At 51.4% G+C, this 11,733-nt stretch carries 10 protein-coding genes; 9 read left to right on the top strand and 1 reads right to left on the bottom strand.

What is annotated here, in order from left to right:
- The first annotated feature begins 1 nt into the window (after nucleotide 1).
- The 9 genes from IE117_RS18315 (at nucleotide 2) to IE117_RS18275 (ending at nucleotide 10,436) form a co-directional block, all read left to right on the top strand.
- The gene (locus IE117_RS18315) at nucleotides 2-1,228 is read left to right on the top strand and encodes a glycosyltransferase (protein ID WP_189565916.1); all 1,227 of its coding nucleotides are present in this window, start codon (nucleotides 2-4) and stop codon (nucleotides 1,226-1,228) included.
- A 75-nt stretch (nucleotides 1,229-1,303) separates the two neighbouring features.
- Entirely contained in the window at nucleotides 1,304-2,911 is a 1,608-nt protein-coding gene (locus IE117_RS18310; protein WP_189565915.1) for a glycoside hydrolase family 140 protein, read from the top strand.
- 225 nt (nucleotides 2,912-3,136) lie between these two features.
- Nucleotides 3,137-3,748: a hypothetical protein gene (locus IE117_RS18305; RefSeq protein WP_229581110.1), complete on the top strand. Its 612-nt coding sequence runs from the start codon at nucleotides 3,137-3,139 to the stop codon at nucleotides 3,746-3,748.
- A 140-nt stretch (nucleotides 3,749-3,888) separates the two neighbouring features.
- On the top strand, nucleotides 3,889-5,622 hold the full coding sequence (locus IE117_RS18300) for a cellulase family glycosylhydrolase (protein ID WP_189565913.1): 1,734 nt from the start codon (nucleotides 3,889-3,891) through the stop codon (nucleotides 5,620-5,622).
- 81 nt (nucleotides 5,623-5,703) lie between these two features.
- Complete coding sequence (locus IE117_RS18295) at nucleotides 5,704-6,981, top strand: exo-beta-N-acetylmuramidase NamZ family protein (protein ID WP_229581108.1); 1,278 nt, start codon at nucleotides 5,704-5,706, stop codon at nucleotides 6,979-6,981.
- Between the two features lie 141 nt (nucleotides 6,982-7,122).
- Complete coding sequence (locus tag IE117_RS18290; protein ID WP_189565912.1) at nucleotides 7,123-7,398, top strand: hypothetical protein; 276 nt, start codon at nucleotides 7,123-7,125, stop codon at nucleotides 7,396-7,398.
- 112 nt (nucleotides 7,399-7,510) lie between these two features.
- On the top strand, nucleotides 7,511-8,983 hold the full coding sequence (locus IE117_RS18285) for an META domain-containing protein (RefSeq protein WP_189565911.1): 1,473 nt from the start codon (nucleotides 7,511-7,513) through the stop codon (nucleotides 8,981-8,983).
- 4 nt (nucleotides 8,984-8,987) lie between these two features.
- Entirely contained in the window at nucleotides 8,988-9,449 is a 462-nt protein-coding gene (locus IE117_RS18280) for a hypothetical protein (protein ID WP_189565910.1), read from the top strand.
- An 87-nt stretch (nucleotides 9,450-9,536) separates the two neighbouring features.
- Nucleotides 9,537-10,436 carry a sugar phosphate isomerase/epimerase family protein gene (locus tag IE117_RS18275; RefSeq protein ID WP_189565909.1) on the top strand — a complete coding sequence of 300 codons (900 nt, stop codon included), beginning with the start codon at nucleotides 9,537-9,539 and terminating at the stop codon, nucleotides 10,434-10,436.
- A 12-nt stretch (nucleotides 10,437-10,448) separates the two neighbouring features.
- Here IE117_RS18275 and kynU read toward each other — a convergent pair whose 3' ends face one another.
- Nucleotides 10,449-11,720 (bottom strand): kynureninase, encoded by a 1,272-nt coding sequence (gene kynU, locus IE117_RS18270; protein WP_189565908.1) that lies wholly within the window; start codon nucleotides 11,718-11,720, stop codon nucleotides 10,449-10,451.
- Nucleotides 11,721-11,733 lie beyond the last annotated feature (13 nt).

Here is an 11,733-nt window from a genome sequence, read left to right as displayed (position 1 = left end):
CATGAAAATCGCCATCCTCACTCTTGGCACTCGAGGCGACGTGCAGCCCTACGCAGTCCTTGGTCAGGCTTTGCAGCGGCGCGGCCACGAGGTTACCCTGTCAACGGGGAAGAATTTTGAGGGTTTGGTAAAATCGTATGGCATTGGTTTTGCGCCGGTGCAGGCTGACTATCAGGCGGTCCTGGACTCCGACGAGGGCAAGAAAATCATGAAGGCCAATCCCTTCGCCATCCGTCGTAATCTTGATACCTGGGTCTATCCGCTGGTGGAGCAGTCTTTAACAGAATTTTTCCGCCTGGCGCAAGAAAGTGACCGGGTAGTGTATCACGTCAAGACCCTGGCAGATTGTTTCGTCGATCAGTTTCCCGAAAAAATGGCTTGCGCCATGGTAGTTCCGGCCGTTCAACCCACGGTGGAATTTCCCAATCCTGCTTTCAGCGGAGTTCCGATCCCTGCTTTTTTGAATAAGCTTAGTCATAGGTTGACTAGCCTGGGCATGAAAATGATGGCGAAACCCATCGCCGTGTTTCGAAATAAGCTTGGGTTATCCAAGCATTATCCAAGTCCCGATACGCCGTTTTTGTACGGGATCAGCCCTTTCCTGCTCAAAAAACCAGATGACTACCCCGACAACGCTACGTTTACCGGATTTTGGTTTGGTGCCTCTTCGGAAGAACTACCCGCCGATCTGCTTGAATTCATCCAGTCGGGTACTCCACCCCTGCTCCTGACCTTCGGGAGTATGCCTTTCAATACCCGGTTCGATTTACAGGAAGCGATCTTGAAATTGACCCGAACATATCAGGTCAGAGTCATCGTAATGAAAGGCTGGGGGCTGAAGGAGACAGAAAAATTGGCGCAAAACTCCGCTGTCATGGTACTTGAGTCGGCGCCCTTCGATAAACTTTTTCCACTGGTCCGGGCGGTCATCCACCACGGTGGTGCGGGAACTACCTCCGAGTGCCTTCGGGCCGGAAAACCCATGTTCATTTGTCCGATCCTATACCCTGTGGGCGATCAGATGTTCTGGGGAAAAAGCGTCTTTGAGAAAGGTGTGGCAGTCTCCCCCATTGCTCTAAAGAAGTTGACAGAAAGGCAGTTTTTGGATAGCGTCAAGGAATTGCTGGAAACGGAACACTTGTACGCAAATGCACGGATTTTGAGCCAGCAGATCAAGCAGGAAGATGGCGTTGGGAAGGCGGCAGAACTCATCGAACGATTGTCGTAGGTCATGTAGAAGCCTTCATAAGAGTAAGCAGGAAAGCTGAAACCCTTTTTACAAGAAACCAGCTCCCCGAAAACCATGCGACTAGTTCCTGCCTTTGTCTTGATTTTGTTCATGACGCTCACGTCCCTTGCCCAAACGGGCCGGTGGATGAAGTACGAACAGACTTTCCAGAGTCAGAAGACCTACGAAAATCCTCTTTACAATTTAAAATCATTTACCGTAAAATTCACCTCTCCGGCGGGCAAGGTTCATCCTATTGCCGGTTTCTGGGACGGGGGCACTACCTGGCGCGTCCGCTTCGCCCCGGATGAAGCCGGCACCTGGACCTACGTCACGGAATGTTCGGATAAACAAAATACGGGGTTAGATAATCAGAAAGGTACTTTCCAGGTAATTGATAAGGCCAGTCCGCACGATATATATACCAAAGGCGCCATCATTCGGCCCAAAGCTTCGTATTACCTCAGCCACGCCGACGGAACACCATTCTTTTACACAGCCTGCACAGCCTGGAATGGAGCTTTGAAATCCACTGATGCTGAGTGGGACACTTACCTCAAAGATCGCGTGGCTAACCATTACAATGTGATCCAGCTTGTAACCACGCAGTGGCGTGGCGGCTCCAAAAACAGCAAGGGGCAGGTAGCCTTTACCGGAAGCGGTCGCATTTCAATCAACCCTGACTTCTTCCAGCATCTTGACAAAAAAATAGATGAAGTCAACGCTCAGGGGCTGGTGGCCGCCCCCGTGCTGCTTTGGGCGCTGCAAAGCGGCAGCGGGCGCGAACTCAGCCCCGGCTATCATCTGCCTGACCAGGAAGCTATTATGTTGGCCAGGTACATGGTGGCGCGGTATGGTGGCAATCACGTAATCTGGTTCCTGGGGGGTGACGGGAAGTACATCGACGAGTATGAGCAGCGCTGGAAAAATATCGGACGGGGCGTATTCGGGGACGATCATCCGGGTATCGTGGCGATGCACCCGCAGGGCCGGAGCTGGATAGGCAAGCAGTACGCCCATGAGGACTGGATTGATATTCTGGGCTTTCAAACGGGACACAACGCCCGTCCCGACACCCAGAAGTGGATTACGGATGGCCCCGTAGCGAACGAATGGTCCTATCTTCCTCCCAAGGCTTTTATCAACCTCGAACCCGTGTACGAGGATATTGATAAAAACGCCAAGGCAGCTGATATCCGTAATGCCAGCTATTGGAGCGTCTTCACGACACCTGTGGCCGGAATCACCTACGGAGCCAACGGGATCTGGCCGTGGATACGGGCCGGTGAAGAAATCGAAAACCATAGCAAACCGCACATCCTGCGCACCTGGGACGAAAGCATAAAGCAGCCGGGTAGTTTGCAGATCGGTTATCTGGCGGAATTTATGCGAAAATACGACTGGTGGCTGCTCAAACCTGCCCCTGAATTGCTGGTCGAGAATAAGGAAGCCGGCGAGTTTGTCTCCGTAGTACGATCCGACGATCGAAACACGATAATGGCCTACGTCCCCCGGCCTTCTACGGTTAAGCTTTATAATCCATCCGGCATTCAGTATGAGGGACAGTGGTTCAATCCTGTCAGCAATAAATTTTCGGCGGCCAGGCTTCAAACAAAGTCGGGTATCCTGGAAGCGACTTCGCCGGGATCGGAGGATAATGTGTTGGTTTTGATTAAAAAGTAATAAAAATCGAAGCACTGTCATCCATTTACAATGCGCCTACCCCAGGAAGCTGCCGGAAAGCATTGCCCCTAAGAATCAATACCCATTCCAGCGTATTCGTCAGGCACAGTCTTTTTCATCATTCACTGATCCTATTGTGGTATCAATATGCATGATCGGTAGGCCGTCTAAGGTCAATTTGATGCAGCATTGTTTTGTAGGTACAGACTTTAACCTGGACAAATGATGGAGAGCAATAACCTTACGGGCATTATTCCTGAAAACTACACGGGCCGAATTATTGACACCGATCACACAATTGAGTTCGAGACAATCGAGGAAGCCACGTCCTTTTTCGAGGTGGTCAAGACGCGTCTTCTGAATGTCAATTCGTGGAGTAAGATAGCGGGAGTGCTGACAGCCGAATTTCAGGTAGTCGACAATGCAGGAAATGAGGTAAACAGATCAGTCAGGAAAGGCGATTTCTTCAAAATCGATGTACCTGGTCCTGGATCGATTGATGGTGAAGGGTATGATTGGGTGAGAGTGGAAGAAATAAAATCCGTTTCCGAGGCCGGTATGGAAAGTTTGGGCATCCGGGTGAGGCCCAGCACCAATCCGCTAAATAATGACGAGCATATATCTCACTTTTACTCCGAGCAATCCACCAGCAACTTCGTGGTGACCCGCGACAAGAGAAAAATTACGGCAGGGGTTTATGACCGGAATACCAAACCCAACCTGGATGCCGATACCCCGCTAAACAAGGCGCGCCACTGGATTGTAGGGCTTTCAGCCGTAGTCTGGTTTTCGAAATATCAGTGGCATCGGTTGGTGGAAGGGTTGCTCAGCCGGTAGCATTCTGCGGGTTGAGCTCAGGGGTAGTTTGCCATCCCGGAGCGCCCCAAAAATCATCTTCGATGGTGAAAAGTACCCTTTCCCGCGGAGTACAAACCGGCCTCCCCACCCTTTATGGATAAAACGAGGCACAATCTAAAATGAAACTACCCTTTATCGTAGTTCTGGCGGTAATCAGCCTGGGCTGGCAGGCCAAAGGTCAGGATACTTCGGGCATATTTGCTCTGAACTCCCAACTGGGACGGGGCATCAACATGGGCAACATGTTCGAGGCACCCACCGAAACCGAATGGGGCAATCCCTACCGCGACGATTATTTCCGGCGCATCGCTTCCCTGGGATTTCAGCACGTCCGGATTCCCATACGGTGGGATACGCCACAACGTGCGCAGCAGGTGCCCCCCTATACCCTCGACCCTACTTTTCTGAATCGTATGAAGCAGGTGGTGGACGAGGCGCATCGGCAGGGCTTGTACGTGATCATCAACATGCACCACCATGAGTCGTTGTTTACCAATCCTGAGCAAGCCAAATCTCGCTTCCTGGCGCAGTGGCAGCAGATTGCCACTTTTTTTAAAGATTACGATGACAAGCTGCTTTTCGAGGTACTTAACGAACCAAACGGCCAGCTAACGCCCGACCTGTGGAATACCTACTTTGCCGAAGCGTTGGGAAAAATCAGGCAAACCAATCCCACCCGGGCCGTGGTCATGGGTATGGCGCTATACGGTGGTTTGGCCGGCGTTCCCTACCTCAAGCTGCCGGACGATCCCCGGCTGATCGTTTCGGTGCACTACTACAATCCTTTCCGGTTCACGCACCAGGGTGCCGAATGGGTAGGCGGCGACGCAGCGGCGTGGCTGGGTACGAAGTGGCAGGATCTCGAATACGAGCGCGACGAAGTGAAGCAGGAGTTTGACGTGCTCATCCAGTTTGGCAAAAAAAACAACGTGCCTCTCAACGTTGGGGAGTTTGGGGCGTACAGCAAAGCCGATTTGGCCAGTCGGCGGCGGTGGACGACATTTCTGGCGCGCTGGTTCGAAGAACAGGGGTTCAGCTGGGCCTACTGGGAATTCAGCGCGGGCTTTGGCATTTTTAATCCTACTACCAACCAGTATCTCCAACCTTTGGTGGATGCGCTGCTGCACGATTCCCTGCCCCCGCCCGCTCCCGTTGCCAGCGTTAGTCTGTACGAAAGTACCTTTGAAAGTACCCTGTCCGGCTGGAATCTTTACACACAAGCCGGCGCGCAGGCCCAAATGCAACAGAACAATGGCGCCCTCCGCGTCGAAGTTCAAAAAATCGCTGCTCAGGACTGGCAGGTCCAGCTCGTGCGAAATAACTTTTCCCTGGTCAAAGGCCAACTTTACCGGGTAGTTATGCGCGGGTCAGCATCGGCCTCGCTGCCCTTTTCCTGTAGCATGGGAAAAGCAAGCGACCCGTACACAGGCTATTCGGATTACAAGAGCCTAAGCTTCAACGAGCAAGAGAAAGAGTTGTCTTTCGTTTTTCGCATGAGTGCCCCATCTGATCCGGCGGCCCGGCTGGTCCTCAATCTGGGAACGGGTGTAGGTACTTTTTCACTGCGCTCGGTCAGGGTGGAGCAGTTGATCGATCAGATAACCGCCATTGAACCGGCCGCTCAAGCCAGCTACCTCAGCCCCAATCCTGCCAATCACCTGATAACGCTTCATAACATCGAGAACTACACCTCTCTGAAAGTAATTACCCCCGGTGGGGCAGTGCTTGCCACGCACGTGTTGTCTGGTCTACCTACCTATGATTTACGCACCGATATGCTCCCCCCCGGATTGTACCTGATACAGCTAGAAGGGCATAATCAAAAGGTGACACTGAAATTGGTTAAGAAGTGAGTGGCTGGTCCTAAATTTACCATCAGAATGCGATAATAGATTTCTCCCTATCTTCGGCCATTTAGCAAAATGTAGTATCCCATGAAAGCCTTGAACGCCATCCGAACTTTCACTACTACCGATGCCGTCGGCAAACTCACCATACAACTGTTACTGCTCATCATGCTACTGGGATACCTTCCCCCACTGAGGGGGCAATCGCAAGAGAAGGGTCTCACAGCCCATTCATTCAGTCCCGTTATGACTGGTGCCGAACAAACGGAGCGGTACTTGCCGCTGCTCAAAGGAAAGAGAGTAGCCTTGATGGCCAATCCTACCACGATTATCAAGGAGCAGCATTTGGTGGACAGTCTTTTGAGCCTTGGGGTCAATATTGTCAAGATATTTGGCCCTGAACACGGTTTTCGGGGATCGACCAGTGCCGGTGACATGGTGCACGACGAAACCGACCCGGCCACCGGCATCCCCATTATTTCCTTATACGGAAAAAAGCGAAAACCCAGCCGGGAGGACCTGGCCACGGTGGACATTGTGATCTACGATCTGCAGGATGTAGGCGTCCGGTTTTACACCAATATCAACGCCCTGGTCCGTCTGATGGAAGCCTGTCACGAAAACGGGAAGAAATTAATCATTCTGGATCGGCCTAACCCTAACGGTTATTTGATCGATGGCCCGATCCTGGACATGAAATACAAATCCGGAATCGGTATGTTTCCTTTACCAATGTCGCATGGCCTGACGGTGGGGGAGTTTGCCAGGATGGCCAACGGCGAGGGATGGCTTACCGATGGCGTCCAGTGCGATATCGAAGTAATTCCGGTGGCGAACTACCACCACGATAGGCCCTACATCCTGCCCGTCAGTCCGTCACCTAACCTGAACACGCCGCAATCCATACTGCTGTATCCTTCCACGTGCATGTTTGAAGGCACGTACCTGAACCACGGACGAGGCACCTACTTCCCATTTACCGTATTGGGCAGTCCCGAGTTAAAGGGTAAGTACGATTTTAGCTTCGTACCCGAGGGCATCGCGGGCATGGCCGAAAATCCGCTATTCAAAGGGCAAAGGTGCTATGGTCTGGATCTGCGGGAAGTTGACATCGAGAAGCTTCGAAAAAGCAAGCAAATCAACCTTTCCTGGATCATTGAACTCTACCGGACGCACCCCCACAAGGAAAAGTTCTTCGATTCCGAGTTAAACAACCAAATGGGCGTCATAGAGTACCTCATTGGCTCTGGGCAGTTCCGGGATCAGATCATCCAAGGGGTCTCGGAGGAGGAAATTCGGAAAAGCTGGGAACCCGGATTGTCAAACTACAAAGCGATGAGGAAACGGTATTTGTTGTACCCTTAGATTGCTATTTGAACCTGGGTCTTATCAGTCCTGTTGAAAATGAAATAATTACCCTCTATGACAGATATATTGTTGTACGGCGCGGAGTAAAGAGAACTTCTTGAAGTGGCTGGATTTGCCTTATGACAGAAGATTGATGAAATGAAAAATCCCAAACTCTGGTTTGTTATCGGAATTCTACTAACCATCCTTGTTGTAGTGGATTTTGTGTTGTGGTGGTATCTTTCAACCTTTTCATTGTCATTTGAAAAAACCAAAACGCTTTACCTAAGCTTCTCCCCCCCTTTCTTTAGGAATTCCCGCTACCTGACCGGATTGTTCCTCGCATTAAATACCCTGGCGCTGTATCTGACTGGCAAAGCCATCACCACCTCAGCAAGAATCTTTATAAGGCAGGTACTTTCATCAAGGTCATGAATGCGCTGATGATCGCTATGAGCCTTTGGAGCCTCATATAAAGCTGGTAAAACATTTAGTAACTTTCGGAGTGTTGCAATGGTTTTCAAACCCTAACTCTCGTCCCGAACTCATGAAAAAATGGATAGTCGGCGGCTTGTGGCTCGTTATCTTCGCCACCAGCCGCCTTGCCGCCCAGGGTCTGCACCCTGGCTTCGATAAAGCCGAGTACATCGAGATGCTCAAACTATCGGCGGCATTTGGCGATTCGGCCTACGTCGCCACTTTTCCCAAGCCCGAACGCTACGATTTCATTTATCGCTCGCCCGTCGTGGGGCTGGACAACCTGTGGGATTTATGGATAAGTAAAGACAAAAATCAGCCGTTGGCGGTCATCAGTCTGCGCGGTACCACGGCCAACAGCGTGAGTTGGCTGGGTAATTTCTACGCCGCGATGGTACCTGCCAAAGGGGGACTCGATTTAGGCGAAAAGGAGAAATTCCCCTACCAGTTGGCGGATAATCCAGCGGCGGCCGTTCACGTGGGCTGGCTGGTGAGCATGGCGATTTTGTCCAAAGACATTCGGCCCAAGATCGATTCATGTTACAAGGCGGGCATCAAGGACATGATTATCATGGGCCACAGTCAGGGTGGAGCTATCGCGTATTTGCTGACGGCCTACCTGTTCGACTTGCAGAGGAAAGGAGATATTCCGACTGATATTCGCTTCAAGACTTATTGCAGCGCGGCCCCCAAGCCAGGCAACCTATACTTTGCTTACGAGTATGAGGCCGCCACACAGGCGGGTTGGGCCTACAACGTGGTCAACTCCGCCGACTGGGTGCCCGAAGTACCGCTTTCCATCCAGACGCTGGATGATTTCAATGTGACGAATCCATTTGTAGGCGCGAAGGGTATCATAAAAAAACAAAAACTTCCCAAGCGGGTGGCGCTAAACTATGTGTACAATCGCCTGAGCAAGCCTTCCCGCCGCGCTCAGAAAAACTACCAAAAGTACCTTGGCAACATAGCAGCCGGAATGGTGCAGAAAAATATTGAAGGCTACACGCCCTCAGAGTACGTTAACACTAACAACTACGTCCTCACGGGCAACATGATTGTGCTGCTGGCCGACGAGGAATATTACGAGAAATTTCCCGACAGCAAGGAAAAAATCTTCGCCCACCATTTTCATCCACCTTATTTGTATTTGGCCCAAAAACTGGATTTGAACGCTTCGAAAACTACCGCTTCCCCTACTTCTCTTTCAGGAAGCTGGGAGGCCAATACCGTAACGGGCGGTCCCGCTCCGTTCGACCAACTTTATCCTGACAAAAAACCAACTCTGAATTTTGATTTGACGGCCAACCGGGTAAGTGGCACCACGGGCTGCAACCAGTTCAGCGGTCCAATAAAAATCGACGGAAAGCAAATCCAGTTCTCCGACCAAATGGTCATGACCCGCATGATGTGTCCCGGTGAGGGTGAGGCGACGTTTCTGAAAACCTTGAAATCCGTCAATCGCTTCGCTTTAAGTCCAGATGTAAAAACGCTTACTTTGCTGAATGGCGATATCGCCGTGATGCGTTTTACCAGAAAAGACTGAACCCATGAAAACAAAATTCTTGCTCCCCCTCTTCCTGCTGGCAGTAGGCTGTACTTCCGAAAAAACGGAACAGACCGACGACCAGCTCCAAACGACCGAGGTAGTCGAAACTTCGGCTTGCTACGCCTCCGTGACTGGTGGAGACAGTACTTTGCTGCGTATCGTGAATGAAAATGGAGAGGTCACAGGCGAACTAACCTACAACCATCTGGAAAAAGACGACAACGTCGGCACCATCATGGGAGAAATGCACGGCGACACGCTGCTGGCCGATTATACTTTCATGTCCGAAGGCATCGAGTCGGTGCGGCAGGTGGCTTTTCTGAAAAAGGGCGAGGGTTTCGTGGAAGGCTACGGCGATGCGGAAGAACGGGACGGTAAGATGGTATTCAAAAGTACCTCAACGCTGGATTTCGGATCGGGAACGACTTTCGAGAAAGTACCCTGTAAAAGATTTCGTGGCTAGCGACCTTGCCAAGAAGGAGAAATGCAAATCACTTTTCTTTTGCGTGAAGGCTCACCCATTACTTGAAATTATTATTTTAACTCCTACATGAAAAAGCTAATCACCCTGACCCTTTTGCTGGCGCTTGGCACCGCAAGTACCTTCGCCCAGAAGGGTAAATCGCTGTTTCCTACTACCGATCAGGACAAACTCGGCATGGTGTCTTATACCTACCGCAACAGTTTTTCGAAAGACGTCGGCGCTACGCTGGATACAATCAAAGCGCTGGGCATTACCAACATCGAGTTCTCGAATCTTTTTAAGCGGACCGCTAGAGAAATCAGGGCTTTGCTGGACGAGCGTGGCATGAAGTGTACTTCGTTCGGAGTCGGCTATCCCGATCTGGAAAACAAAATTGCGGAGGTAGGCACCAACGCCAAAACCCTGGGTGCGGAGTTCGTTCGGGTCGCGTGGGTACCTCATCAGGGCGATTTCACACTGGACATGGCCAAAAAGACCGTGGACGATTTTAATAAATTTGGCAAGACGCTGAAAGAAAATTATGGCCTCACCTTCTGCTATCATAACCACGGCTACGAGTTTCAGCCCGTACCCGCCGAAGTCGGGTCGGAAGTAAAGGGCGGCAGCGAAAAAACGCTGTTCGACTACATCGTCCAGAAAACCGACCAAAAGTACGTCAGCTTTGAAATGGATATTCTCTGGACGTTCTTCCCCGGTCAGAACCCGGCCGAAATCCTGAAAAGATACCCTAACCGCTTCAAGCTCATGCACGTAAAGGACCTGCGCAAAGGCGTAGAAGGGAACCTGTCGGGTGGCACCCCCGTCCAGAACGACGTAGCGCTGGGTACCGGACAACTGAACCTGCCCGAAATTCTGAGAGCGGCCGACAAGAGCAGCATTAAATACTACTACATCGAGGACGAAAGCCCAAGCATTTCAACTCAAGTACCCATTAGTATCGCCTTTTTGCGGGGAGTGAAAAGGTAGTTGATTTTCAACTTATTGATAAAATTCTCTGATCACCTCTCCTACCTGCCAGACTTCCTCAAACGTATTGTACAGCGGCGTCGGGGCCAGGCGGATGCAATTCGGTTCGCGCCAGTCGCCGATGATTTGATTTTGGGTCAAATCATCGAAGAGTTTTTTTCCGTCTTTCCTGACTAGCAAGGACAATTGGCAGCCTCGCGCTTCGGGTTCGGTGGGCGTCATGATCGTGATGGGATTGTCAAACTCTCCGTTGATTCCTTTTAGCAGGAATTCCAGGTAGCCCGTTAGCTTAACACTTTTATTCCGCAGATTTCTCATGCCCGCCTCGGCAAAAATCGCCAGCGATGCCCGGTGGACAGCCAGCGCCAGAATGGTGGGTGTGCTGAGTTGCCAGCCGTCGGCTCCGGGCATGGGAACAAAGCCAGGAGTCATCTCGAAGCGGCGGTCTTCGTCGTAGCCCCACCACCCCGCCAATCTTGGCAAATTGGCATCGTGGTTTTTCTCGTGGACGAAGCTACCCGACACGCCGCCCGGCCCGGAATTGAGGTACTTGTAGCTGCACCAAACCGCAAAATCCACGCCCCAATCGTGCAAGTGCAGCGGCGCATTGCCTGCGGCGTGAGCCAGATCAAACCCTACCCTGATTCCCCATTTTTGGGCCTCGGCGGCGATGGCTTTCATGTTGAACACCTGACCGGTGTAGTAATGAAGGCCGCTCATCATCACCAACGCAAGCGATCTTTCATTCTCCCGAATCGCATTGAGAATGGCCTCCGTTTGCAGCGTGTATTCGCCTTCCTGAGGTTTCACCGCTAAGATAACTTCCGATGGGTCGAGGCCCCGACTTCTGACGTGCGTTTCAAGCGCGTACTGATCCGAAGGAAAATCACCGGCTACCGTCAGGATTCTCGTGCGATCTCCTTTCGGCTGATAAAAACTCGTCAACATCAGGTGCAGATTCACCGTCAGATTATTCATCGGGCAGACTTCCGATGGCTTTGCTCCCACAATTTCGGCTAAGGTTTCCTTGCAGTACTTGTGGTAATAGAGCCAGGGTTGGTCACCTTCAAACCAGCCTTCTACGCCGTGGTTTTGCCACACATTCATTTCTCGCTCGATGGCCTCCCGCGCTGATTTGGGCTGCAGACCCAATGAATTACCGCAGAAATAAAGTTGTGGTTGTCCATCTTTTTCCGGAATCAAAAATTGCTCGCGAAACGTACGGAGCGGGTCCGTTTGGTCCTGCTGTTGGGCGTAGGTACGGGTAGACTGATGAATATTCATACAAAGGGAAAAG

The sequence above is a fragment of the Persicitalea jodogahamensis genome, from assembly GCF_014651615.1.
Taxonomy (GTDB): domain Bacteria; phylum Bacteroidota; class Bacteroidia; order Cytophagales; family Spirosomataceae; genus Persicitalea; species Persicitalea jodogahamensis.
Note: the sequence above shows the minus strand (reverse complement) of the source record. Positions and strands in the feature narration are given on the sequence as shown.

Coding starts and splice junctions, on each gene's coding strand:
- IE117_RS18300 (WP_189565913.1), top strand. CDS start 3,889: ATGAAACTACCCTTTATCGTAGTTCTGGCGGTAATCAGCCTGGGCTGG.
- IE117_RS18305 (WP_229581110.1), top strand. CDS start 3,137: ATGGAGAGCAATAACCTTACGGGCATTATTCCTGAAAACTACACGGGC.
- IE117_RS18280 (WP_189565910.1), top strand. CDS start 8,988: ATGAAAACAAAATTCTTGCTCCCCCTCTTCCTGCTGGCAGTAGGCTGT.
- IE117_RS18290 (WP_189565912.1), top strand. CDS start 7,123: ATGAAAAATCCCAAACTCTGGTTTGTTATCGGAATTCTACTAACCATC.
- IE117_RS18310 (WP_189565915.1), top strand. CDS start 1,304: ATGCGACTAGTTCCTGCCTTTGTCTTGATTTTGTTCATGACGCTCACG.
- IE117_RS18295 (WP_229581108.1), top strand. CDS start 5,704: ATGAAAGCCTTGAACGCCATCCGAACTTTCACTACTACCGATGCCGTC.
- IE117_RS18315 (WP_189565916.1), top strand. CDS start 2: ATGAAAATCGCCATCCTCACTCTTGGCACTCGAGGCGACGTGCAGCCC.
- IE117_RS18285 (WP_189565911.1), top strand. CDS start 7,511: ATGAAAAAATGGATAGTCGGCGGCTTGTGGCTCGTTATCTTCGCCACC.
- kynU (WP_189565908.1), bottom strand. CDS start 11,720: ATGAATATTCATCAGTCTACCCGTACCTACGCCCAACAGCAGGACCAA.
- IE117_RS18275 (WP_189565909.1), top strand. CDS start 9,537: ATGAAAAAGCTAATCACCCTGACCCTTTTGCTGGCGCTTGGCACCGCA.